Origin of the sequence: Fibrisoma limi BUZ 3, from assembly GCF_000296815.2 — a bacterium.
GTDB lineage: Bacteria > Bacteroidota > Bacteroidia > Cytophagales > Spirosomataceae > Fibrisoma > Fibrisoma limi.
The window spans coordinates 13,210-39,595 of sequence record NZ_CAIT01000010.1 but is presented as its reverse complement, the minus strand read 5'-3'; the positions used below and the strand labels follow the sequence as shown (position 1 = coordinate 39,595).

Annotated in this window: 18 protein-coding genes; 7 read left to right on the top strand and 11 right to left on the bottom strand. The window is 50.2% G+C overall.

Annotated elements, in window-relative coordinates:
• Window positions 1-66: 66 nt before the first annotated feature.
• Together purD and recQ are read right to left on the bottom strand one after the other, a co-directional pair.
• Window positions 67-1,353: a phosphoribosylamine--glycine ligase gene (gene purD / locus BN8_RS28195; protein ID WP_009285360.1), complete on the bottom strand. Its 1,287-nt coding sequence runs from the start codon at window positions 1,351-1,353 to the stop codon at window positions 67-69.
• A 91-nt stretch (window positions 1,354-1,444) separates the two neighbouring features.
• A complete protein-coding gene (recQ, locus tag BN8_RS28190; RefSeq protein WP_009285359.1) occupies window positions 1,445-3,655 on the bottom strand; it encodes a DNA helicase RecQ in 2,211 nt (736 codons plus the stop codon).
• Between the two features lie 104 nt (window positions 3,656-3,759).
• Between recQ and BN8_RS28185 the strand changes: the two genes are divergently transcribed.
• Complete coding sequence (locus BN8_RS28185) at window positions 3,760-4,728, top strand: KpsF/GutQ family sugar-phosphate isomerase (protein ID WP_040007097.1); 969 nt, start codon at window positions 3,760-3,762, stop codon at window positions 4,726-4,728.
• Window positions 4,729-4,812: 84 nt separating this feature from the next.
• Here the strand turns inward: BN8_RS28185 and BN8_RS28180 are convergent, their stop codons facing one another.
• The gene (locus BN8_RS28180) at window positions 4,813-7,161 is read right to left on the bottom strand and encodes a TonB-dependent receptor (protein ID WP_009285357.1); all 2,349 of its coding nucleotides are present in this window, start codon (window positions 7,159-7,161) and stop codon (window positions 4,813-4,815) included.
• Between the two features lie 378 nt (window positions 7,162-7,539).
• Here BN8_RS28180 and BN8_RS28175 point away from each other — a divergent pair, with 378 nt between their 5' ends.
• From BN8_RS28175 to proC, 6 genes are all read left to right on the top strand, one after another.
• Window positions 7,540-8,049 carry an RNA polymerase sigma factor gene (locus BN8_RS28175; RefSeq protein WP_009285356.1) on the top strand — a complete coding sequence of 170 codons (510 nt, stop codon included), beginning with the start codon at window positions 7,540-7,542 and terminating at the stop codon, window positions 8,047-8,049.
• 257 nt (window positions 8,050-8,306) lie between these two features.
• Complete coding sequence (crtID, locus tag BN8_RS28170; protein WP_009285355.1) at window positions 8,307-9,779, top strand: bifunctional phytoene desaturase/3,4-desaturase; 1,473 nt, start codon at window positions 8,307-8,309, stop codon at window positions 9,777-9,779.
• A 72-nt stretch (window positions 9,780-9,851) separates the two neighbouring features.
• Complete coding sequence (locus BN8_RS28165; protein ID WP_009285354.1) at window positions 9,852-10,688, top strand: phytoene/squalene synthase family protein; 837 nt, start codon at window positions 9,852-9,854, stop codon at window positions 10,686-10,688.
• A 52-nt stretch (window positions 10,689-10,740) separates the two neighbouring features.
• A complete protein-coding gene (gene gatB / locus BN8_RS28160) occupies window positions 10,741-12,228 on the top strand; it encodes an Asp-tRNA(Asn)/Glu-tRNA(Gln) amidotransferase subunit GatB (protein WP_009285353.1) in 1,488 nt (495 codons plus the stop codon).
• Between the two features lie 80 nt (window positions 12,229-12,308).
• Window positions 12,309-13,469, top strand: coding sequence for a TlpA disulfide reductase family protein (locus tag BN8_RS28155; RefSeq protein ID WP_009285352.1), 1,161 nt, complete (start codon window positions 12,309-12,311; stop codon window positions 13,467-13,469).
• 98 nt (window positions 13,470-13,567) lie between these two features.
• Window positions 13,568-14,371 (top strand): pyrroline-5-carboxylate reductase, encoded by an 804-nt coding sequence (gene proC / locus BN8_RS28150; protein WP_009285351.1) that lies wholly within the window; start codon window positions 13,568-13,570, stop codon window positions 14,369-14,371.
• 48 nt (window positions 14,372-14,419) lie between these two features.
• Here proC and purB read toward each other — a convergent pair whose 3' ends face one another.
• From purB to BN8_RS28110, 8 genes are all read right to left on the bottom strand, one after another.
• Window positions 14,420-15,760 carry an adenylosuccinate lyase gene (purB, locus tag BN8_RS28145; protein ID WP_009285350.1) on the bottom strand — a complete coding sequence of 447 codons (1,341 nt, stop codon included), beginning with the start codon at window positions 15,758-15,760 and terminating at the stop codon, window positions 14,420-14,422.
• Between the two features lie 102 nt (window positions 15,761-15,862).
• Entirely contained in the window at window positions 15,863-17,305 is a 1,443-nt protein-coding gene (locus BN8_RS28140) for a DUF1207 domain-containing protein (RefSeq protein WP_009285349.1), read from the bottom strand.
• A gap of 54 nt (window positions 17,306-17,359) precedes the next feature.
• A complete protein-coding gene (locus BN8_RS28135; protein WP_009285348.1) occupies window positions 17,360-18,721 on the bottom strand; it encodes a dipeptidase in 1,362 nt (453 codons plus the stop codon).
• Window positions 18,722-18,797: 76 nt separating this feature from the next.
• Window positions 18,798-19,454, bottom strand: a complete 657-nt coding sequence (gene plsY / locus BN8_RS28130) for a glycerol-3-phosphate 1-O-acyltransferase PlsY (protein WP_009285347.1) — start codon at window positions 19,452-19,454, stop codon at window positions 18,798-18,800.
• A gap of 162 nt (window positions 19,455-19,616) precedes the next feature.
• Window positions 19,617-20,897, bottom strand: a complete 1,281-nt coding sequence (locus tag BN8_RS28125) for a M16 family metallopeptidase (RefSeq protein WP_009285346.1) — start codon at window positions 20,895-20,897, stop codon at window positions 19,617-19,619.
• A gap of 94 nt (window positions 20,898-20,991) precedes the next feature.
• Entirely contained in the window at window positions 20,992-22,218 is a 1,227-nt protein-coding gene (gene porV / locus BN8_RS28120; protein WP_009285345.1) for a type IX secretion system outer membrane channel protein PorV, read from the bottom strand.
• Window positions 22,219-22,331: 113 nt separating this feature from the next.
• Entirely contained in the window at window positions 22,332-25,754 is a 3,423-nt protein-coding gene (porU, locus tag BN8_RS28115; protein WP_009285344.1) for a type IX secretion system sortase PorU, read from the bottom strand.
• Window positions 25,717-26,340 (bottom strand): hypothetical protein, encoded by a 624-nt coding sequence (locus BN8_RS28110; protein ID WP_040006989.1) that lies wholly within the window; start codon window positions 26,338-26,340, stop codon window positions 25,717-25,719. Before BN8_RS28110 ends, porU begins: the two co-directional genes overlap by 38 nt.
• Window positions 26,341-26,386: the final 46 nt, after the last annotated feature.

Here is a 26,386-nt window from a genome sequence, read left to right as displayed (position 1 = left end):
AGTTTTCGGTCTACAGCGGCTGGCGCTCCGGTTTTCCATTCGACCACGCTAACCGTAAACCGAAAACTAATCCTGGTATCGAATCAGGTCAAGCCCGATATCTTTCCGATACTGCTTCCCATCAAATTGTACTGTTCGGGCCGCTTCCTGCGACTTCCGGACCGCGTTTTCGAGCGAATTAGCCAAGGCCGTCAGAGCCAATACCCGACCGCCGTTAGTTAACACGCGTTCATTTTGCGCTATTGTACCAGCGTGGAACGCTGTTACATCTTCCAAACGTTCCAGATCGGTAATGATTTTACCTTTCTCGTATACATCCGGATACCCATTCGATACGACAACCGTCGTAACGGCTGTTTGGGACGACACCTGTAATGCCACTTTATCCAGCTCGCCATCGGCGGTAGCGATCATCAGCTCCGCAAAGTCGTTCTGCACACGCGGCAGCACCACTTCGGTTTCCGGATCTCCCATTCGGGCATTGTACTCGATGACATAAGGCTCTCCTTTTACATTCATCAATCCAATAAAGATGAATCCCTGATACCTGATACCATCCTGTTGCAATCCGGCCAGTGTTGGCTTCACTACCTTTTCCTCCACTTTGCGCAGGAAGTTTTCGTTAGCGAACACTACGGGCGACACAGCCCCCATACCTCCGGTATTAGGTCCTGTGTCGGCTTCACCGATACGTTTGTAATCTTTGGCTTCAGGCAGGATTTTGTAGTTAACCCCGTCCGTTAAAACAAAGACCGACAGCTCAATCCCGCGCAAAAACTGCTCCACAACCACTTTGTTACCGGCATCACCAAACTTTCGCCCGTCGAGCATATCACGGAGGGTTGCCTGAGCATCGGCAACCGTTTCGGCAATCACGACGCCTTTTCCAGCCGCCAGGCCATCCGCCTTCAGCACGACCGGCAGCGAATGTTCATCCAGGTAACGTAGTCCCTCCTGGAGCGTCTCGACCGTAAACGTTCGCGATGCGGCCGTTGGAATACCGTGCCGGAGCATAAAGCCTTTCGAAAAGTCTTTACTGCCTTCCAGTTGCGCACCAGCCTCGTCCGGGCCAACAATGCGCAGTTGAGCCAAGTCTGGCTGACGACGCAGAAAGTTTACAATGCCTTTGACGAGCGGCTCTTCCGGACCAACAATCAGTAAGTCAATGGTATGCTGGCGAATAGCCGTTGCTACTGCCTCAAAATCGTTATAAGCTACGGCTAAGTTGTTTGCTAGCTGCGCTGTTCCGGCATTACCGGGGGCAACAAACAAGGCATCACATAATGGACTTTGCGCTAATTTCCACGCAAAAGCGTGTTCGCGTCCGCCCGAACCCAGTACAAGTATGTTCATTTAGAGTCTTCAGCTTTCGGTTTTCAGTATACTGCCTGCTGCAAGCTCACGACAGTCAGTTGCAGCCTGTACATTGAAAACCGAAACTTATTTAGTTAGCTACTTCCGACAGGAATTTGATACGCATCAACCGCAGATCCTGTTCGGTGAAATCGTCCCCGCCAAATTCACGCATGGCAACGGCAATGTTGTCGGTTTCGGCATTCATGAAGTAATCATAAATCTCGTCCTGCCGGTCGGCATCCATGACCTGGTTAATGTAATAATCGAGATTCAGCCGGGTTCCTGAGTAGCAAATATGTTCAATCTCCTCAATCAGGTCTTCCAAGGTCAGTGATTTTGCTTCCGCTATCTCTTCCAGGTCAACCTTACGATCTATCTGCTGAATGATGAAAATTTTAACCTTCGATTTATTAACCGTTGATTTAACGACGACATCCTTAGCGGTTTCGATTTCGTTTTCCTCAACGTACTTCGTGATCAGATCAATAAATGGCCGTCCAAACTTCTGCACCTTACCCATTCCGACGCCGTTGATCTGCGCCATTTCCTCGCGGGTGGTTGGATACGTAGTGGCCATTTCTTCCATCGATGGGTCCTGGAAGATTACGTACGGTGGTAGCCCTTTCTCTTTTGCAACCTTCTTACGCAGCGCTTTTAGCAGCCCCAGCAACTCCTCATCGTAGGCGTTACCACCGGCTGTCGGAGCTACATCCTTGTCTTCATCCTCCCGCCCTTCAGCTACCTGCTGATCGTAGTGGTGGTCTTTTGACAAAGAAATCGGATACGGGTCTTCAATGTAGTTCAGGCCTCGCTGAGTCAACTTCAGTACACCGTAATTATCGACGTCCTTCTCGATGTAGCCGTAAATCGTGATTTGCTTCAGCAGTGAACACCAGAATTCCGACGTTTCGTTAAACTCCCGGCCTTTGCCATACACTTCGAGCCGGTTGTGTTCGTAGCTGGTAATGTACTGGTTATCGGTAGCCGTTAATACGTCGGCCAGGTGAGCTACATCAAAGCGTTGATCCGTTTGCAGCACAGATTGTAACGCCAGCACCACTTCGTCCTGGGCTTTAAATTTTTCTGTTGATTTCAGACAGTTGTCACAGAAACCACAGTCTTTGTCCAGAAACTCGCCAAAATAGCTCAGCAATTGCCGACGACGGCAGACCCCGAGGTTGGCGTAGGATACCATCTCCGTCAGCAGGTGCTTGGCATTATCGCGTTCCGTGACCGGCTTGTCCTTGTTGAACTTTTCCAGCTTAACAATATCGTCGTAGCTGTAGAACATGACGCAGTTGCCTTCCAGTCCATCGCGACCAGCCCGGCCCGTTTCCTGATAGTAACCTTCCAGGGATTTCGGCGCATCGTAGTGGATCACGAAGCGAACGTCGGGTTTATCGATCCCCATTCCAAACGCAATCGTAGCGACTATAACATCCACCTCCTCGTTCAGAAATGCATCCTGGTTGTTCATCCGGGTGAGAGGATCAAGACCCGCATGATACGGCAGCGCTTTAATATCGTTGACGTTCAGCAGTTCAGCGATATCCTCAACCGTTTTGCGGCTCAGGCAGTAGACGATGCCTGACTTGCCTTTGTTCTGCTTGACGTATTTGATGAGCTGTTTTTTTGCATCGATCTTCGGTTTGATCTCGTAATAAAGATTCTTCCGGTTAAACGACGATTTGTAGAGGTTGGCATCCTCCATTTGCAGGTTCTTCTGGATGTCCTGCTGCACCTTGGGCGTTGCGGTAGCCGTCAGAGCGATGACGGGGAGGTTGCCGATGTTGTCAACGATACCCCGAATTTTACGGTATTCCGGCCGAAAATCGTGGCCCCACTCCGAAATACAGTGAGCCTCGTCGATGGCAACAAACGAAATATTGGCCTTCTTTAAAAAATCTAAATTCTCTTCCTTCGTCAGCGATTCCGGCGCAATGTAGAGAAGTTTAAGTGATCCGCTGAGCGTATCCTTCTTCACCTTGTTCATTTCTGCTTTCGACAAGGTTGAATTCAGAAACTGCGCGTTAATGCCGAAGGCATTGAGCTGATCGACCTGGTTTTTCATCAGCGCGATCAAGGGCGAGATGACAATGGCTGTTCCGTCGCTGACAATAGCGGGCAATTGGTAACAGAGCGACTTGCCGGCCCCCGTCGGCATGATTACGAATGTGTTCCGGCCAGCCAGAATACTGTGTATTATGGCTTCCTGATCACCCCGGAATTGACTATATCCAAAAATTTCTTTCAGCCGCTCTTTGAGGGTCACATAGACCGTCTGGTCAACCTGCATCATTCTCTAAATTGTACAAAAGTTACTTCTCTTTACGGCTTGCCGTATCTTTGCTGTATAAAGTTAGCGAATTTACAAACAAACCATTCGCCATAGCGAATCCGGACTTGAAAGTAATAAAAAAACCACAAACCATTGCCCGCGCTGTTTTACTGGCTGAGGCTAATGCAATTCGGGATGCTGTTGACCGGCTCGATCATCATTTTGATGCGGCCGTCGAAACCATTCTGAACGCCAAAGGCCGACTGGTGGTCACGGGTGTTGGAAAGAGCGCTCTGATTGGGCAGAAGATTGTAGCCACCATGAACTCGACCGGTACACCTTCGCTGTTCATGCACGCGGCCGACGCCATTCACGGCGATCTGGGTATGATCCAGCCCGACGACGTTGTGCTTGTTATCTCAAAAAGTGGCAATACTGCCGAAATTAAGGTATTACTGCCTCTGCTGAAACGTACCGGGGTTCAGTTAATCGCGTTGGTCTGCGACGTACATTCCTACCTGGCGACTCACTCCGATCATGTTCTTCATGCGTTTGCTGCGTGCGAAGCTGACCCCATGAATCTTGCCCCTACCACCAGCACCACCGTAGCGCTGGCCGTAGGCGACGCCCTGGCCGTAAGTCTGCTCGAAGCACGGGGGTTTACGCGCCAGGATTTTGCGCGCTACCATCCGGGCGGTTCGCTGGGGAAAAAACTTTACCTGAAAGTGCAGGATATTTATCCAAACAATCAATGTCCGACCGTTACGCTGGATATGATGGTGAAAGATGTCGTTTTCGAGATTTCGGCGAAACGCATGGGAGCCACGGCCGTAGTAGACGACGATGGACTACTGGCCGGCATCGTTACGGACGGGGATATACGGCGGATGGCCTACCAGTATGATTCATTCATGCAACTCCATGCCCGCGACGTTATGACACCGACGCCGGTGTGCGTAGCGCCCGACGATTATGCCGTAGCGGCTCTTCAGTTGATGCAGGAGCGTAACATTGCGCAGGTAATCGTGGCCGATGGAAGGCATGTGAAAGGCTTCGTCCACCTTCACGATTTGCTAAAAGAAGGATTAGTATGACGAGTTCAGGGGTTCGGGTTTAACGTTCCAGGTTGCGCTGCTTATTTTCAGGATCTGGAACCCTAGACTTGAAACCCTGACTTATCAAAACTTCCATTTCAGCCGTAATGCAACATTACGACCGATGTCGTCGGCGTAGTAACGGAATCGGTTCAGGTAATCGCGGTAAACCGTATTGAACAGGTTTGTGGCCGACAGGTTTATTTCCAATCTGTGCTCTTCCCCCAACGGCACCGAACCCCCGACCGAGAGTCCCCAGAGCGAGTAAGCCGGCGGTGGTGCTACGAAATCACTATTGGCAGGCACCCGATTTTGGCGGGCAACCGCGAGATGGTTGATGCCAATATAAGCGTCCTGCAAACGGCTGATTTTGTCCCATTCATACCGAAGGCCATTTTCCCAGCGATTAGGCGGAATCCAGACCAACGGCTGACTTTGTTTCAGATCCTGAACGTACAGGTAGGCTAGTTTGGAGGTCCATTGCAACCCCCGTAGCACCGTTACCGACGTAGTTGCATCAAAGCCGGTGTACAGAGCATCGGTCTGTGTATATTTAAAGTACGGAAATGCTCCCCGAATCGTCAGCCGGGTTTCGGCCTGTGGCTTTAAATAAATGTAATCGTTGATGTGATTGTAGAAGGCGTCGAACTCCACACGCAAACGCGGTCTGTTATATTGTACATTCCACGTTAGGTTGTAAGCTACTTCGGGCTGTAATGTCTGGTTTCCCTCTTCAAACGCAGCGGCTCCGTGGTGTACTCCATCACTGAACAATTCACTGATGTTCGGTGCCCGCCAGGACGTACCAAAATTGACCCGGTTCGTCCAGCGTTCATTGGGAGTGTAAGTTACTCCTACCGTTCCGGAGCCATTCGCGAAGTTAAAAACCGGGTTAGTCAATACTCGGTTCTCATAACGGAACACCTGCATATGCCGGTAGTCGAACCGTAGTCCGGCTTCATACTCCCATTGCTTATGCCGCAGTTTTTCAATCCAGAACAACCCACCTTGATACGTACGAAAATTTGGAATGAGCGGCCGTCCGTTCATGATGTTAAATTGATAGAGGCCACTAATACCGATCTGTCCGCTTAGCTTGCCAATCGGCTTATGTTCATAAACCAGATCAGACGTAAAGCTGGTCAGGCGAAAGCGCAGTTCGGGGCGATTCAATGCCGCAAGCGAATCGTTGCGAGGGCGGTGCAGATCATATTCCATCCGGTCGTCGTACTGCCGGGCTATAGTTAACGTCCAGACACCGCCATCACGGGGCTTGTAAACGGTGTGCCATTTTAGAAGATCATGCGTAATGTGCTGATAAGGCCGGTCTATATCATAACTAAACCCCGACGTAACGAACGGCCTGCCCGATTGCAGAACCGCCTGAAGATCCGTTACACTGCCGATATGCGAGCCGGAATAGATCCCAATATTAGTTGAGAACCGGCTATAATACAGGTCGGACGTAATCCGGCCAATCCGATAACCGACCGCCCCTGATACGTTTTGTTCGGCAACGCCAGTATTGTCCAGAAAATAAGTGGGCGTCCGAATATTACCTCCACGTTTAAGCGTTCCCTGCAACCGCCAGCTCAACTGCGCATTTTTTGGGGTGTTCGTAGCATGGGTGGCCCCTTCGGCCTGTAGAGAAACTATCCCCTGGCGTCCGTTGGTAAAACCAACTGCATTCAGTTCGCCGTGAATACCCGGTACCGTAGGCAATGGCCCTGGTTCAATGAGAATTACGCCCCCAATCGCATCGGGACCATACCGCACACCCGATGCCCCTTTTACAACAGAAAGTCGGGTAGCCACAAACGGATCTATTTCGGGTGCATGCTCTGAGCCCCATTGCTGCCCTTCCTGCCGAATGCCGTTATTCAGGATGAGTACGCGATTACTATGGAAGCCATGAATCACTGGCTTTGAAATTGAGGAACCCGTTTGCAGCGTCGTGACACCAGTTAACGTACGAAGCGCTTCGCCAAGTGACTGACCACGAGTCTGATCCAGCCCACGGTTTTCGAGAGAGGCAACAGCCTGACTGCTCAGGGCACTCGATTTCTGCGCAGTTACGTTCACATCGTTCAGGTGAATCGTTTCTTCGTTGAGAAAAAAATCCTGTTCAGCTACGAGGTGATTAAGAACCAACGGAACCTGCACTTCTTTATAGCCTATTATCCGGCTGATTAAGGTGTACGTTCCCTGGCAAAGCTTATCGATCCGATACGATCCATTAGCATCCGTTACGGTACCCTGCCCCGTTTCTTTAATCAGAACGAGTGCTCCAGGCAGCGCCTGCCGATTTTCCTGGTCCAATACGGTTCCTTTGACAAAGCAGGTACATCCTTCCTGTGCTAAGAGAAGATCTGGAACAGAAAGACATACGAGAAAAACAAGAAAACCGATGATTCGCACAGGCTTACAACACATTTACAGCAGCTTTAACCTTACAAAGTTAGGAAATTAACGCAACAAGGTTGCAGCTCTTCTTCACAGAATCCGTATCGTTCTCCGCAACGTATATACACTAATTGCTCTTTGACATATTGCTATACTGTTTAACATTAATTGGCAAACATTAAACAGCGTGTGGTCTACAGATTCCACAGTGTGTGGGGGATTTTCCACACTCCACAGTTAGTTTTATGCAACGTATATAAACCATTATCATAATTTTTGGGGTTTTAAATCTCTGTTTTTGACGGTTTTAAGTACTTTTTCATGACTGCTACAACTTTTTTTTAATGTTGGTTGTTTTTTTGTTCAATCACTGTGTAGATTTGATTCAACAAAAACACAAACACAGTCATGACCGCGCTCGAATTCACCTATCATATCGGAAAAGTGTCAAAGTCGTTGCGCCCGTTCGCACTCCGGCTCACCAAAGACGTTGAAGATGCAAACGATCTGCTGCAGGACACTTTGTTAAAAGCATTTACAAATCGTGATAAGTACACCGATGGCACCAATCTTAAAGCCTGGTTGTATACAATCATGAAAAACACGTTTATTACCAATTATCAGCGGATGGTGCGTAAGAACACGTTCATTGACACGACTGATAATCTGCATTATATTAACTCGATGGAGAGCAGCACAGATAACACGGCTTATTCGTCGTTTGCTCAGGATGACATCAACCGCGCTGTAAACAACCTGGATGATACCTATCGGACACCGTTTATGATGCACTTCCGGGGTTTCAAATACCACGAGATTGCAGCGAAGCTCGATATTCCTATCGGTACGGTGAAAAACCGGATCCACATTGCTCGTAAAGAGCTTAAGGATCAGCTAAAAATATATGCTCACGCATAAGAAACTTTACGGACGTTCATACGTCTCAACAATATTGATTGAGTAGTTTTTGGTTAAAAAAGAGGAAGGTTCGAAAAGTTGGATGGTTTCCGTCCAACTTTTTTCGTTTTATTGGGTTGATTGTTTGTTGCTTAGTGAATTAGCTGTGCTCATAAATACTAATCTAGACAGACAACCCGCGCGTTAGCCTGTGTTCGTTTCCAGTTCAGCAGCCAAATCCACTAAACTTCCCATTTCTTAATTACCCACCTACTAAAATGCCCAGGCGTGTTCTTGTTGTCGGGGCCGGCTTTGCAGGACTGGCAGCAGCTACCAGTCTTGCCGACAAAGGCTACGACGTTACTATTCTTGAGAAAAATGATAGTCCGGGTGGTCGCGCCCGTGTTTTTCAGGCACAGGGTTTTACGTTCGACATGGGCCCCAGTTGGTACTGGATGCCCGACGTATTTGAAACGTACTTTGCCCGATTCGGTAAAAAGCCATCTGACTACTATGATTTAGTGCGGCTTGACCCATCCTACAGCGTTATTTTCAGCCCCACCGAATCAGTTGATCTTCCGGCCGGCCTTTCCGGTCTGGAACAACTCTTTGAGCAGATGGAGCCAGGCAGTGGTGCCAGGCTCAACGAGTTTCTGAAACAAGCTGCTTACAAATACAAGGTTGGTATTCACAACTTTGTCTGGAAACCAAGTCGCTCGGTAACTGAGTTTCTGAGCCTGAAACTGCTATACGACGTAACTCGGCTCGACGTGTTTCAGTCGTTTGCCAGCCACGCCCGAAAATTCTTTAAAAACCCGAGGCTGCTTGAAATCGTTGAGTTTCCTATTCTATTCCTGGGGGCCACGCCGGAAAATACACCGGCCATGTACAGCCTGATGAACTATGCCGAAATGACGATGGGAACGTGGTATCCGATGGGTGGAATGCACGAGATTGTCAAGGCGATGGTTAGTCTGGCCGAAGAAAAAGGCGTAAAAATCCTGTTGAATCAACCCGTTCGGAAAGTAGAAATTACGGACGGCAACGCCAAACGAGTCATTACGGACGAGGGCATCTACGAAACCGACATTGTAGTTGCCGGTGCTGACTACAACCATGTCGAAACAAAACTGGTCGACAGTGCATTCCGGAATTACGACGATACGTATTGGCAAAAACGGGTTATGGCCCCGTCGTCGCTGCTTTTTTACCTGGGCGTCAACAAGCGCGTGCCAAAGCTTCAGCACCATAATTTATTCTTCGACGAAGATTTCAAGCTACATGCGCAGGAAATCTACGAAACGCCCCGCTGGCCAAGCCGTCCGCTGTTTTATGTATCCGCTCCATCGGTAACGGATCCGAGTGTTGCCCCTGCCGGGTGCGAAAACCTGTTCATTCTGATTCCGGTAGCCCCGGACCTAACGGATGATGAGACTACGCGCGAACGGTATTATACGATCGTTATGGACCGTCTGGAAAGCTACGTTGGTGAAGACATCCGAAATAGCGTAGTGTATAAGCGGAGTTATGCTCATCGCGACTTCAAAAACGATTACAACGCTTTTCGGGGAAATGCGTATGGATTGGCCAATACACTCAAACAAACGGCTTTGCTCAAGCCTTCTTTGAAAAACAAAAAAGTTTCTAACCTGTTTTATACGGGTCAATTGACGGTTCCCGGCCCTGGGGTTCCTCCTTCATTGATTTCAGGATTAGTGGTAGCGGATGAGGTTGCGAAAGAATTTGCCTAACTTGTAAACTAACCAGATACGGTGATCCCAATACAACGTATATGGGTTTACCGTACCAACCACAACATAGCTATGATGGCTTTATTCAACCAGACCGCCTTGGAATGCAGTAAGTTAATTACTGAATATTACAGTACGTCATTTACGTTGGGAATCCGGACGCTGGACCGAAAGTTTCATCTACCTATTTATGCCATCTACGGCTTTGTACGCTATGCCGATGAGATTGTAGATACCTTCCACGACTATAACAAGAAAGCCCTGCTGGCTAAATTTAAAGACGACACCTATCAGGCCATTGAAGAAGGAATTAGCCTGAACCCCATCCTTCAGTCGTTCCAGATGGTGGTTCGGGAATACAATATCGAATACGACCTGATCGACGCATTTCTGAAAAGTATGGAAATGGACCTCTATTTTCAGGATTATGATACCGACGGCTATCAGGAATATATTTACGGGTCGGCTGAGGTAGTGGGGCTGATGTGTCTCCGCGTCTTCTGCGAAGGCGACTGCAAGGCGTACGACCACCTGAAAGAACCCGCCCGTAAACTGGGTTCGGCCTTTCAGAAAGTTAATTTTCTACGCGACCTAAAAAGCGACTACGTTGACCGGGGGCGCACCTATTTCCCGGGCGTCGACTTCAACGCCTTCGGGCGGGATACGAAGCAGCTTATTGAAGATGACATTCAGCGCGACTTCGATGAAGCGTATCAGGGCATACTGAACCTGCCGCGTGGGGCCAGAATGGGCGTCTATCTGGCATACACCTACTACCAGACACTATTCAATAAAATAAAGCAACTGCCAGCCTCCCGGATTCAGAACGAGCGCATTCGCGTACCGAACCCGCAAAAACTGGCATTACTGGCGCAGACGTATCTGAAATACCGGCTAAATGTAATATAACAGGCACTTCGCGGCTTTTCGCTATCTTTGCTGTATATCACATCTTTGACGCATGGTGGTTGAAAAACCCATATCATCAGATGTACTGACGAAGTACGAGATGGTCGTAGGCCTGGAAGTACACTGCCAGCTGTTGACCCAAAGCAAGATTTTTGCGGCCGATGCCAATTCGTTCGGAGCCGAGCCCAACACCCAAATTAGTGTCATTACGCTGGCTCACCCCGGCACCCTCCCGAAACTGAATCGGCGTGCTGTTGAATTTGCTGTCCGGATGGGTCTGGCCTGCGGCTCAGAAATTACCCGCTACAACGTATTTGCCCGCAAAAACTATTTTTATCCCGACCTGCCGAAAGGTTATCAGCTCTCGCAGGATAAAGGGCCGATTTGTGTGGGCGGAGGCATCCGGGTAAAAGTCAAAAATCCGGCAACCGGCCAGCCGTACGAAACCACAATTAACATTCACCACATCCACCTTGAAGAGGACGCTGGTAAATCCATCCACGACGGCGACGACTGGGCCACCCAGTTGGATTACAATAGGGCCGGAACGCCCCTGATCGAAATGGTGACGGACCCGTGCATTCAGACGGCCGAAGAAGCCGGGCAGTATCTCACGGAAGTTCGGCGGCTGGTTCGCTATCTCGATATCTGCGACGGCAATATGGAAGAAGGTTCACTCCGCTGTGACGTCAACATTTCGATTCGTCCGAAAGGAGCGACGAAGCTGGGCACCAAGGTGGAAGTAAAAAACCTGAACTCCATCCGAAACGTACAACGAGCCATCGAAACTGAATATCGTCGGCAGATTGAACTGGTAGAAACGGGCGGAAGAATTATTCAGGAAACCCGAACGTTCGACGCGACCACCGGACGTAGTTACGCCATGCGGGAAAAGGAAACGATGAACGACTACCGGTATTTCCCGGACCCTGACCTGACACCGGTAATTATTTCCGACGAATGGCTGGCCGATATTCAGTCCCGAATGCCCGCTTTGCCAAGCGCCGTCTACCAGAAGTTTACGACATTTTATGGTCTTCCCGACTACGACGCGGCTCTGCTGAGCGACACCAAAGAACTGGCCGAGTTTTACGAAACCGTCTGCGAAAACACGACTAATTATAAAGCAGCCTCGAACTGGATCATGGGTCCGGTGAAAGGACAGCTTACAGAGAAGCAACTGCGCGACCGGCAATTTCCTGTTACTGCCAGTCAGCTAGCCGCGCTGATTACCCTGATTGATAACGGAATCATAAGCCAGACGGCGGCTCAGCAGGTTTTCGGGTTGATGACGAACCAACCCGATGCCCAGCCTGCCGACATAGCTCAGACGCACAATCTGGTACAGAACCGCAATACCGACGCGCTCAAAACGTTGGTAGAAGAGGTATTGGCTGCCTGGCCCGACAAAGTTGACCAGTATCGGAAAGGAAAGAAAAACTTACTGGGTCTGTTTGTTGGCGAGGTCATGAAAAAGTCGAAAGGCGCTGCTGATCCTAAGCTTGTCAATCAGCTACTGATTGAATCATTGGCCGGGTAATTGCGTGAGCATCGAATAAACTCGACTACGTGTCGACAAGGCCCATAACCTTCATTTTTGCTTATTCGTCTAAAACGATTATGAAACATTTTTTTGCGGCAATTGGCTTAGTAGCCGCCTGCCATGCAATGGTTCAGGCACAGAATAGCGCACCAGCGAACCTGAAGGAGTTTACAGTGACGGGGACCATCAAACGGTCAACTCCCGGCGAGAAAATTTATCTGGAGACTAACAACCAGCCCAGCCGCCGGCTCGATTCAACGCAGGTTGGACCGAACAACTCCTTCACGATGAAAGGCCGTGTGCCGGAAGGTGGCGACGTGATGGTGCTGAACGTAGGGGGCGGTCAGAAACTGGCCCTGCTGGTTGAAGGTGGCGAAACCCTGAACGTAACGGCTGACGGCTTCAAGATGGATCCGAAAACCGGTCAGGTGGGCCAGTCGACGGTAACAGGCTCCAAAAATATGGAGTACTATCAGAAGCTGATGACGCTACGTACTGATATGGAGACGAAGGTCTCGAACTGGAACAAGCAGTATGCCGCGGCCACTGAGAAGAAAGACTCCAAGAAAATGGAGCAGATCCAGAAAGACTACGAAGCGGCCGAGAAAGAAGTCGTCAGTAAAGTAAAAGCCATGTTGCCGGATATGGGCACGTCGCTGGTCTCACTGTTTGCGCTAAATTTCCTGAACATCGACACTGATTTGCCGACATTCGATGCCCTGGCGCAGCGCTTCGAAAAGGAGAATCCTAACAGCCCCCATGCCAAATCCCTGATTGGTCGCGTAGCCCGCATTAAAGGCGTGATGGTTGGCGCTCAGGCTCCGGAAATTGCGCTGAGCGATACAACAGGTAATCCTGTTCCTCTTTCGTCGCTACGGGGTAAGTACGTATTGATTGACTTCTGGGCATCGTGGTGCGGCCCCTGCCGGAACGAGAACCCGAACGTAGTCCGGATGTACAATAAATTTAAAGACAAAGGTTTTACCATTTATAGCGTTTCGCTCGACCGCCCCGGCGACCGGGAGAAATGGGTACGGGCCATCCGTAACGACGGCCTGACCTGGACGCACGTATCGGACCTAAAGTACTGGCAGTCGGCCGCGGCCCAGCAATACGGTGTGCAGGCCATTCCGGCTACGTTCCTGCTGGATAAAGAAGGAAAAATCATTGCGAAAAACCTGCGGGGCGATGCCCTGGAACAGAAACTGGCCGAGATTCTGAAAGAAGGCGGTCAGTAGACATATTTCCTTGTAGTTTTGCTGAAAGGTCAGGTTAGCCAACCTGACCTTTATTTTTGCTATTTGGAAACAAAGCAGACTACTAAACCCACTACGCGATGAAAATTGCTATCGTCGGCTGCGGCAACATGGGGATGGCTTTTGCCAAATCCTTCCTGCAATACGATCTGGTAAAGAAAGACAACCTCCTTCTTATTGAAAAAAGCACTGAGCGTTCTGAGGCCTTAAAAGCTGAAAAAGCCGGTGTTGTAGTCGATACCATCGGCCCTCGCGTCGGTGAAACTGACCTGATTATCTTATCGGTGAAACCGCAGGACTTCAGCAGCGTTTTTGACGCGCTACGTTCAGTAATCCAGCCTAATCAGGTCATTCTGTCTATTATGGCCGGTATTCCCATAGCGCAGATTCAGGACAAACTGAACCATCCGCTGGTAATTAGGGCCATGCCGAACACTCCGGCTATGCTTGGCATGGGCATCACCGGTTTTACAGCCGCCAAAGAAGTTGATCTGGCCAGCCTGCGCCGGGTCGAAAATCTCATCAATGCCACCGGCCGGTCTATTTTCCTGGAAGAAGAAAGTATGCTGGATGCCGTAACGGCCCTCAGCGGCAGCGGTCCGGCCTACTTCTACTACGTCGTAAAAGCGATGGTGGAGGCTGGGAAACAAATGGGCTTTGACGATTCGGTGGCGGCCTTGCTCGTTAAGCAAACCATGCTGGGCGCATATCACCTTATCAACACTGCTGATAAGTCGCTCGACGAGCTTATCAAAGCCGTTGCCTCAAAAGGAGGTACAACCGAAGCGGCCCTGCGCGAATTTGAGTCCGGTAATCTGGCTGATACGTTAGTGACGGGCATCAAGGCCGCCCAAACGCGCGCAACAGAATTATCCAAGAGTTAAGCAGCACAGGCCGGTTTATGGCCGGCCTGTGCTGCGTTGATTTTTAGTTCACAAGCCTGTGTACGTGAACGGTGTGATGGCGTGAAGCTCAGCTTTAACTGCGTCTGATACGTCCAGCCCGTCGACGAATTGCCGAATGGTCTGCTCCGTAATTTTTTCATTAGTACGAGTCAGGGCTTTCAATGCTTCATACGGTTGTGGATACCCTTCGCGCCGTAGAACTGTCTGAATGCCTTCTGCCACAACGGCCCAGTTGTCTTCCAGATCAGCCTTAAGAGCTGCTTCGTTCAATTCCAGCTTGTTCAGTCCTTTCAGAAGCGCCTTCAGAGCAATAACTGAATGCGCAAATGGAACGCCAATGTTTCGTAACACCGTCGAATCGGTCAGGTCACGCTGCAGTCGGGAGATCGGTAATTTAGCCGACAGATGTTCCAGCAGTGCGTTGGCGATCCCCAGGTTCCCCTCTGAATTTTCAAAATCGATGGGATTGACCTTGTGCGGCATGGCCGATGATCCGACTTCACCCGCCTTGATTTTTTGTTTGAAGTAGTTCATCGACACGTAGGTCCAGATGTCCCGGTCGAGATCAATCAGAATCGTGTTCAGTCGTTTAAACGCGTCGAGCGTAGCAGCCAGCATGTCGTAATGTTCGATCTGAGTCGTAAACTGACTGCGAACCATTCCTAAGCCTTGTACAAACTGGTCGCCAAACTGCTTCCAGTCCTCGCCCGGATACGCTACATTGTGGGCGTTGAAGTTACCCGTTGCTCCTCCGAACTTAGCGGCCGTAGGAATGTCGGACAGCAGGTGCAACTGTTTTTCAACCCGTTCGCAGAAAACACTGATTTCTTTACCCAAACGCGTGGGCGACGCCGGTTGTCCGTGCGTTCGGGCTAGCATCGGAATGTCTTTCCATTGTTGGGCCAGTTCCTGCAGCTTAATGTAGACTTCGCGGTATAACGGTGTAATTTCGTTCTCCAGCGCATCACTCAGGAGTAGCGGAATGGCCGTGTTGTTAATATCCTGCGAGGTTAATCCAAAATGGATAAACTCCAGAAACGGCTCCAGAGCTGAGCCATTGAGCTTCTCTTTTATAAAATACTCAACGGCCTTCACATCGTGATTTGTGGTCGCTTCGATTTCCTTAATCCGGAGCGCATCCGCTTCGGTGAAGTTTTCGTAGAGCGCCCGAAGGCCGGGAAAATCATCGGTATTTACGCCTTTCAATTGCGGAACAGGCCATTCGCAGAGCGCAATGAAATACTCTACTTCGATACGGACCCGGTAACGGATCAATCCAAATTCGGAAAAATAGGGAGCCAGCGCTTCGACCTGACGTCGGTAGCGGCCATCAACGGGCGATATGGCTGTTAAAGCGGATAAATTCATAGGGGTGGTACCAAATAACAAAAGTACGGACTTCCCGAAAATGATTCATCCGATGACGGGCCGCCATCGGATGAGCCAGGTTTTTTTGTAAGAGAAACTGAGTTAGAACGGATTCATGTACATACCTATTCCTAACCAGGTTGTCTGCTGATCTTCGTACTGGCTGTAGGGCCTAAACCCGGAGTAGCCTTCCAGCAGAAACGTAATACCGCTGGCAGGCCGACCGACTTCCAGACCAAGACCCGCATGAATACCCGGCCTGAAATCCGTTTGCTGCCAGAATTTAACATCAACGCCCCCTACCAGCCGGGGCGACTGAGTGGCAGGCTTGCGGTAGTACGTACCAATCTGGGCACTCAACAGCTTTCGTTCTGACGATTTACGCAGTACGAACCCAATTCCGCCATAGGTACGCCATCCGCTGGTGGACGTTCGGCTGTAGGTTGCATCCAGCAGTTCGTAATTGACAGGATTGGTCGTATAGGTTGTAATCCGGTTGCGGATAATGAAATCATCGCCCAGGTGCGAGGACAGGTGATACAGCCGGAAACGCCAGGTGTTCTTTCCGCGCAGCAGGTTGTAAATAAAGCTAAGCTTATAATCATTATTGACTAACTGCCGACGCTGACGATTCTTATCGGTATCGTAATACACCTCAAACTGGGTGTACGAAGCTACGTCCAGTACCCACTCATTCGCCCGATCAGGCGCAAGTGTCCGCCGGTAAATTGGCTTGATGAACCCAAACTCAAACGGAACAATACTGCCTTTGTACCGATTACCATCCATCCAGTAACCGGGCAGCACGCTGATGAAAGCCTGGGCTTCCAGAGGGTCGAGCAGGATTGGTTCGAACAAATGACCTTTCGGCAAAAACTCTTTCGTTACCCGCACCGATGCAACCGTATCCGGCCCTAATTGCCTTGGATTACTGATAACAGTGGGCGCTTCGGCCGCTTTCTGCTGCTTTTTGCGTTCGCGGGCCTCCCGAGCCTCGGTCTCCCGCGCCAGTCGTTCCTGCTCCTTCTGCGCCTGACGAGCAACTCGCTCCTGCTCACGCTGATTTTGCCGGTCTGCGTCCGATGAGCGCTCTTTAGGCTCAGTGCGAGGAGCCGCCGGCGTAACAGCAGTCTCAGTTGGTTGCGTCTCGGCTGGCTGTGCCTGCGGTTGGGCAGGTTCGGGTGTAGCGGTGGCTGGTGGAGGAGTTGTCGTTACTTTTGCCGTTCGACTGGCAGATTTTTGCGCTTCCTGCTCTTGCCGACGTCGCTCTTTTTCAGCCTTCTTTGCCAGTCGATCTCGTTCTTTTTGCGCCTGCTTAGCCTGGTAGTCACGCTGCTCCTGCGCCCATTTAGCCCGCAACTGACGTTCTTTCTCGGCCGCCCGCTCACGCTTCTCTTTTTCGCGTTGTTCTTCGGGCGTTAGTGGGCGGGGTTGTGAAGCGGCTGGCCGGGTGGCAGTTTGAGCGGGCGTTGATCCAGGCTGTTGCCCCAGAGCCAGCAAGCTGAGCAGATTACTGAAAATAAAAACAAATAACGCTTTCTTCATCAGTCAAGGGAAAAAGTGTCTCCCAGCCAGGGTCGGGATGAGAGCCGGGTGAAGTTACTGCTTGAGGGTTGCGTAATTTTTATAGAAATAAGGAATTGTCTCAATGCCTTTATAGAAGTTAAACAGCCCGTAGCTTTCGTTTGGAGAATGCAGGGCATCGCTATCCAGACCAAAGCCCATCAGGATGGATTTAATGCCCAACTCACGCTCAAACAAAGCAACGATTGGTATGCTTCCTCCGCCCCGGGTTGGGATTGGCTTCTTGCCCCACGCCTGTTCGAACGCCCGGCTAGCCGCTTCAAACTCGACCGAATCAGTCGGGGTAACGTAGGGTAGCCCACCATGATGGGGTGTCACTTTCACCGATACCGTCGGTGGGGCAATGGCCGTAAAGTGCCGGGCAAACATTTCGGTAATCTCGTCCGGATTCTGATTAGGTACCAGCCGCATGCTGATTTTAGCATGTGCTTTCGACGGCAATACGGTCTTGGCGCCCTGGCCTGTGTAGCCGCCCCAGATACCGTTCACATCCAGCGTTGGCCGGATTGATGTCCGCTCATTGGTTGAATACCCGGCTTCGCCCGCAACCTCGGCAATACCCAGATCACGTTTATACTCTTCCAGATCAAACGGGGCTTTGGCCAGCTCGGCCCGTTCGGCATCACTCAGATCAGTTACCTTATCGTAAAAGCCAGGAATCATTATCTGACCGTTTTCGTCCTTAAGCGAAGCAATCATCTCACAGAGCACGTTGACTGGATTAGCTACTCCCCCACCATACACACCGGAATGCAGGTCGCGGTTGGGGCCGGTCACTTCCACTTCTACGTACGATAGTCCCCGCAGTCCCGTTTCGAGCGAAGGGGTATCGTTGGAAATGATACTGGTGTCTGAAATCAGGATAACGTCGGCTTTCAGCATATCGCGGTGTTCGGCCACAAACGTACCCAAATGGTCAGACCCTACTTCCTCTTCGCCTTCGATCATCACTTTGACATTGCAAGGCAAACCATCGGTTGCAATCATCGCTTCAATCGCCTTGACGTGCATGTAAAACTGACCTTTATCATCGCAGGCACCCCGGGCATAGATGCGCTCATTGCGGATGGTAGGCTCAAAGGGGGGCGTTTGCCAAAGTTCGTACGGATCAGCCGGCTGAACGTCGTAATGGCCGTATACCAGTACGGTCGGTTTAGCTGGATCAACGATTTTTTCACCGTAAACCACCGGATGCCCCTCCGTTTCATATAGCTCGGCCTTGTCCAGACCGGCCGCCAGCAGCTTCTCTTTTACATACTCAGCCGCCCGCCGAACATCGTCCTTAAATGCCGAATCCGCTGAAACGGATGGAATGCGAAGTAATTCCAGCAGTTCGTCCAGAAACCGCTGCTTGTGGGTGTCGAGGTAGTCAGTCATACGTCAAAAAAGTCGCCCCGAAGTTACGCACTTTTCGCGCAACGACGGGGCGTCATATAGGTATCGCACTAATTTCTTATTCTTCGCGCTTCTTTCGTAAACGGATCAGTACCGTGCGGCTTTCCTGACCACGAAGAAGCCGACCGATGTTTTTCTGGTGGGTTAAAACTACCATGACAAAAATCAGGAAACCGAACGCAATCAGTAGCGGACTTTCTTTCTCGCCGAAAATACGGAGCAGCAACAGCACCGGAAAAGCCAAAGCGGCCATCATAGAACCGAGCGATACGTATTGGGAAGCAATAACAACGAGCAGAAAGATGCCAATACAAACGGCAGCCATTTCAGGATGAATGGCCAGGATCATTCCCAAGAGTGAGGCAACACCTTTGCCGCCCTTAAAATCCGCAAATACCGGATACAAATGTCCAATTACTGCAACTATACCGAAAACGAGTTTGAACGTCAGCACTTCGTTAAACGTAATCACATCGAAATGCCAGAGCAGCGTCGACAGAATGGCTGCTGTGTATCCCTTCAATACATCAACCAGCATAACGATGGTACCGGCCCGTTTGCCTAAGACACGAAACGTATTCGTTGCGCCGGCGTTACCACTACCAAACTGTCGTATGTCAATGCCAAAAAAACCCTGACCATACCAAACTGCGGTTGGGATTGATCCCAACAGATACGCTAATACCGTAGTTGCACTAATTAACAGAACGTTCATTTAATTGAGTAAAGTAAACTGTAACTAAGCAAAGAGAGCAGGCTGAAGAACCTACCGGTAAGTGAAGGGAATGTGACCTCAAAATTATGCTATTGTTAGCAAAAAGACAACCAATCTACTCATCAAACAATTTGGTTACCCAATTAATTTCATAGATTAACATCATTTCCCTCCAACTACAACTTCCAGCAGGTCTTCGTCTGTAAGATACTGGTTTGTAGTCGCCTGTATTTGTTCAGGCGTAACGGCCCTCAGGTTCGCAATGTAATTAGTAAGGAAGTCGGCCGGTAGGCCATCTAATAAGATTACTTTGTACCGATCGGCAATTTCGAACGGGGTATTCAGCGATCCGACAAACTCCCCGGCCATGAAGTTTTTTACGGTTTCCAGCTCCTCGGTTGTAACCAGCTCGGTTTGCAGCAGCCGGATTTCTTTCCGGATTTCGTCCAGCGTTTGCTGCGTATTTTCCTTGTTTACGTCTGTTCCAATCAGAAAGTAGCCCTCGCGCCGAAACGACACTACATTCGAGGAAATGCCGTAAGTAAATCCTTTTTCTTCCCTGATGTTCTTCATCAATCGGGAACCAAAGTAGCCGCCAAGGACTTCGTTGGTGACCAGCATAGGGAAAAAATCGGGATGTTGGCGGGTAAACAACCGGCGTCCAACCCGAATTGACGATTGAATACTGGTCGATTTTTCGAACAGGACCGGTTGCTGGTCGCTTGCTAAAGATATAACGTGGGTTGGCGCTATCTCTCCCCCACGAATCGACAACTGCCCCAGTTCTTTATTAATCAGAATGCTTTCGTTCTCTGTCACCTGACCAGCCACCAGAATCTGAAATGGTCGGTTCCGGATCACCCGCTCGTAAAAATCCACTATCTCATCACGAGAAAGCTGTTCAATAATGTCCGGACGTTGGCTACGGCCATATGGGTGATCGAAACCGAAGAGCTTTTCACGAAAAAGCACACCCGCCAGGTACGCATTCTTCTCATAATTGACCCGTAGGTTCTGGAGCGTGATGTTACGTAAATCTTCCAGTTCTTTTTCCGGAAAGACAGGTTCCGTAAGTAACTCACGTATCAGCGGCAGTACGTTGGGCAAGAATTTGGTCAGGCAATACACGACCAGGCTGGCCCGGTCAGGCCCGCTGCTAAGCTCGAGGAACGCGCCGTATCGATCAATGTATTCGCTAATCTGGCTCGATGTCAGGCGTTGCGTACCCTCGGCCAGCATTTTCATGGCAAAAAATGCCGTATTGGTTGTTGTTTCAAACCAGGTGCCCGCATCAAAAATACATTCCAGTCGGAGAACAGGCTGCTGCTGAATAGCAACGGTATGCAGCAACAAGCCATTTTCTAGTGTTTGTGTTTGTACAGTTGGCAGGCGGACTTCCTGGATGGACTGATAAGCGGGGGATTGTGTTCTATCAATAATCATAAAGAACCATACTAAACATAAAATGGCATTTCAGGGAGAAATGCCATTAATACTTTACCAACGTTAAATGCCGGCGTTTACCATTATTACGTACCTAGTTTATATCGTTGGTTATCGACTCGTCACTATCGTCACTAAAAGCACCCGAACCTTTGTTAAAATTAAACAAAAGAGACACCCTGAATGTCTGGGCTAATGGGCTTCCCTGCCGGATTGGCAGTAGATAAGAGAAGTCAACGCCGAAACGTTGCTGTAGCCGAAATCCGATACCAGCCGTAAAATACTTACGGCCCCCTTTCAGGTTAGATTCGCCAAAATAACCACCCCGAACCGCAAACTGTTCGTTGTACCAGTATTCTACCCCGGTCGAAATGGTAAACTCCCTGATTTCTTCGCTAAAACCATCGGGTGCATCGGCAAACGAGCCGAAAATGGCGCTAAAGTAATTCCGGTTCGGATTTTGACCGGCTACGATAGTTGCACTGCTTCCGGTTCCAGAAACAATGGGTGGCGTTGGCACCATCAGTTTATTCACATCCGCAACAAAATTAAATTTGTTGTATTGGTCAGCATAATACGTCAAGCCAGCACCCAGTCGCAAATTAGTCGGGATGAAGTACCGCTCGGTTCCGCCGTAATTGATCCGGCCACCAAGGTTGGAGATCATACCGCCAAACGTCCAGCCAAGTCCTTTACCGGTAGCGTCGTCGCGTACCTGGTTCTGGTAAAATGCACTAATATCGGCTGCGGCCGTTGAACCCGGCTGTAAACCAGGGTTAGCTGAACCTGCTGCTAAGTTGGAATTCAGATACTTCAGATCGACACCCAACGAAAAGTTCTGCGACAGCCGCTGTGAGTAAGAGGCTGTGATAGCGTATTCGCGGGAGTTGAATGTTCCAGTCTGAACACCCTGCGCGTTAGTGAAATCGACGGTTCCCAGATCAAAATACATTAAAGATCCTCCCACTACCGAGTTCTTACCAACTTTGGAATAACCAGCCAGATACGTGTAATACATATCGCCGATTAGCTCCCGCAGCCAGGGCGTGTATGAAATTGACGCGCCTTTGTCCTGTTTGGCAAACACCAGCTTGGACGGGTTCCAGAACAACGCATTCGCATCCGGATCACCAAGGGCTACACCGGCCTCGCCTAGAGCTCCACTACGGGCATCGGGCGTAAAATTCAGAAATGGTACGGCCGACGTTGGTGCTCGCAAAACTTGTCCGTTCAGGGCTGTTAATGAATTAGTCTGCGCGATGGCAAAGAAAGGAAGGAAGCTAATGGCACCTAAAAGAACACAGGAAAAAATGCGCTTCATAAATTGTGTTGGTCAACGACAGCCATTACCACTTGTTCAAAAGGCAATACTGCGCGGTCAAAATTACGATGATTCGTCAGATTAGAAAAAAACAGGGCATATGGCCCAATAAATCACCTGGATAACACCAATCGCCCTTTGCCGACAGCTTCGGCTCCGTCGGCCGCCGAGCGAATTTGTATCTGATAGATGTAAAGGCCATTGGGAAGCATCTGTCCAGTATCCGCTCGACCATCCCAACTACCCACTTCGACTGTACTGCTACAATCGCTGCACTGGCCCGTCTGGCGGCTAAACAAACGGCCATTGAGGTCATGGATGCTGAGTGTCCAGTCCAATGGCTCTCCCGATCGGTTGTGTTCAAGGCTAAGTGTGGTTTGCCCGACTACCGGATTCGGACTGGCCCGGAGGGTCCGGATAATGAGTGTCGGCTTTTCGGAAACTATTATGGTCAACGCCCCTTCTGCTGAATTATTGTTAATATCCCAGGCTTTCACCCGAACGGTATAACGCCCAGGGGTAACATTTGTAAATGTATAAAGCACTTCGCCCTGCCGCCCGTCAGCCCCGGTTGCTACATACGATTCATTCAGCACTACCGGTTGGCGATCGCCCAGTTGGGCAGTCAACTCGTGTCCTAACCCCGACCGGGCCAGATTAATGCCCTGATCATCACTCAGGGTTATTCGTAGCGTTACATCGGGGCCGGGCACCCGCACTAGCTCGCCGTCGGGTTGTCCGTCCTTAACCGAAAGCTGAACAACGGGTGGCTGCGTGTCAACCGTTTCCGGTACGGCACTACCACCGACCCTGAGACTATCGTAACTTCCAATGGCGTCGAGCAGGCTGTCAGCACGTACAGCGTAAGCATACAATTTAGCCTGGCCAACAGAATAATCAATGTCTTTCGGCATCACGAACCGAACGGTAAACTGCCCCTGCTGAACCGCTACCTGTCCCGTAAAAACGGGGCTGTTAAAAGCCTTGTACGTCATTCGGCTGCTTTCAGTACCTAACGTTGTTTGCGTCGTTGCTTTGTCGTACAATGTTAATCGAAGGGTGCCCGAGAAATCATTCAGGCGTTGCTTTGCCTGACGTATTTCGCCGGTTAGTTCTATCGTTTGCAACGCCCGCAATGTATCCAGCCCACCTTTATCCACCGACCGGCCATTTATTTTGGTTAGAACAACCTGCGCTTTTGGATAAGCCAATTGCATAGATGGATCACCTAACAGGGCAAAGTTCCGGTTTACGGGTCCGCTCAGGCTGTTATTCTTTGTCGCCCGCATAACATCACCCAAACGTGGCATCTGCCCGTTGACGGGTGTAAATACGGATTGATAGAACGCTCGGTTAAGGACTAGGTTTGTATTAGCAAATACGGGTCGGGTGGTTGTGAGCAGTCCGATTGCTCCTCCCAGGCGGCTTAGCAATGACAGTTCAGCTCCGGAATTTATGTTTGGATCGTCGTACCGGCCAAATTCACACGTAGCAGTAACCAGCAAGGGCAAACGGCGATTTTTCCATGAAAGAATATCCTGCAAGGTTACGATCTGCTCTTCGGCAAGGCCGGTTTCGCCACCGTGGCCACTGTAGTTGATGATTAATCGCCCGTCGCTCATAGCTCGGTTAATCAACTGATTAACCACCGGGGCTCGCTGCCCGTCGGCTGTGGACTGCTGTGGAAACGCATCCAGAAATACCCGTTCAGGCCGGTACATCGGCGCTGTTCGTTCAATATCCACGGCCATCTTATCGGCATCCTGCTGATGAATGTTGAAATCGCCATCATCGGCCACCAGCATAACCCGCGTCTGCCAATCGCCGGTCAAAGTTGGGTCGGTTGCGTACCGGATGAGTTTGTCGACAACCGTCCGGGCTTCCTCACGTGACTTCACCGGAAGTCGTCCGATGCCGATGTCCAGCTTATGATCTCCTGCGGTGTTTTCTACCCATTCGCCTTCAGTGGTATCCATAAATCCGTAGTAGTCATCCGACGAATAGCTATAGACCGGATGCAGCGACTCCCGACTTTCATAAACAGGAACCATATTCGCCAATTCAGCGGGCTTAAGCTGGTTCAGAATGTTACGGTAATCAAACGTAGCATCGCCAAACAGCAACAAATACCGTACCTGACCGGGCTGCTTCTGGTAAAAATAGCGCACCATATCCCGGATGGCGGTTGGATCAGCCTGCCCTGACCCAAATTCGTTGTATACCTGCTGGGTGGTTACTAACGAAACGGATAGCTTATCGTGCTGACGCCGGAACTCGGCCAAACGGTCAACTTCGTCACGCCAGGCTTCCGGTGTGATAATCAGCAACTCGGGCGACGCCTGAGCATGCAGATTCTGGTTTGCAACCGGAACCACCGATACGGGCGTCAGTACCTGACTATTCGTAAAAAAGTAGTAATCGCCCGGTGCAGTTGAAGACCAGCCAGCCTCCTGCGCAGCCGAAAGCGTATAAGCCTGGCTTACCGGTACCAGCGGATTTGTTACATTCCACACCCGCAGATTATTGGACGCCTGCCGAACGGTATAACGACCCGGATTTAACCGTCGAACCCAGACAGTTTGGTCATACTGACGTAGTTCGCGCCGTGCCTGAACGGCCACGTAGTCCAGGTACCCCTGGGCCGAATTGTCGCCGGCTTTATCATACGTGAGAGCGAGTTGCAAAGGACTTTGCTGAACTGACTTAATCCAAAACGTGTCCTGCCGCGCAACTGCCTGAAAATCGTATCTGTATCCCGAAACCTGATCCATTCGGATAGTATCAACAACCTGTCCATTCAATGCTAACCGGAAGCGGGTCAGAGCCGTAGCACCGGCCACAACCCCGGTTCTGACACGTACGGGCGTATTAGGTACTAAACCGGTCATGTCAAACGAAAAGGTGCGGGTGCTTTCGAGGCTAAAATATTCCCCCAAAGCAAAGCGTCCGGAGCGAACGGAGGTAAGTTTAGCCAGATCCTTCTCGTGAAACTGGTAATCGTCGAACGACGTAACCGAAGGTCCGGTCGTTGTATTACCTGCTCCTCGTTCAGTGATTCGCAGCCCTGGCGAGCTGCCAATTGTTAAGAAGTAAAACGTAGTGTCTGAATAGACATTAACCTGGTGGATAAACCGCCGGTTTGTTGAGTCATAGCGTACAATGTGTGGACTCTGGCCAAAAAACAACAGCGCATCGCCGGCATCAAACCGACCATCTGCCTCACCGGTGACCTGAATGGCATTTTCCGTTAGATCCGCCGGCCGTGGTATCGCATTACTTTGCGGCAACATGGCACCACCATTGCCATATAGTCGAAGATTTTGGGGATTGGCTGTTGCAAACGCCGGATTCAGCCGGGCCAGGGTTGATTGGTCAAGGCGAAAGACACCCGATTGCGTCACGCCAATCTTAACCCAGATACCCGTTTTTAATACCGACTCCGCCGGTTGAGCCAGGGCCGTTATAGCCAGCAAACCGAAGCAGACAGTTAGGTATAGCTTATTTTGTTTCCACCCACGCATGAGCCAGAATTGCATATGACTTTCCTGAGGGCACTTCTTTACAAACGACGCGAGTCCGGCGCATCGTGCCCCGAACAAATGTCTTTTTATTAAGCACAAATGCCTGCCCTTCCGGCACGTCGCGTAATAACTGGCGGTCTGGCGCGATCGACCCAGCCTTTTGCACGTCGACTTTTCGTAAGGCCATCATCAATCCAGGGTGCGCGTACGTAGTCGCTGCTGGTTTCTGCATGTAATCCTGTAGTGGCTCAAGAATAGAAAGCGGAAACACAGCTTCGGTTAACAATGGTTGCATTAACCGCAGGAAAGCCGTCTGCCACTCAATGCCATGGGGGGCTACCCGACGCCGGCGACGTTGCATTCGGCGAGTAGTTTCAACATCTGCATGTGCTACTTCGTGTACATACGTAATCAGGGAGGCAAACGGACTCAGATCAGCGTTGACCGTTATCTGCATCCGACCATCCGGCCGAACCCTGAAGTCACCCAAACGCGTCCGTCGGGGCTTAACCACAAAGAAATCGAAGGCGTATCGCTGCCAGAGCTCTTGACAGTAAGCAACAGAAGCTGAAGGCAGGAAAGTTGTAAAGACGTCGGTCAATGTACAAAAATGAAAAAGCCCTATAAAAATAGGGCTTTTTCAAAAA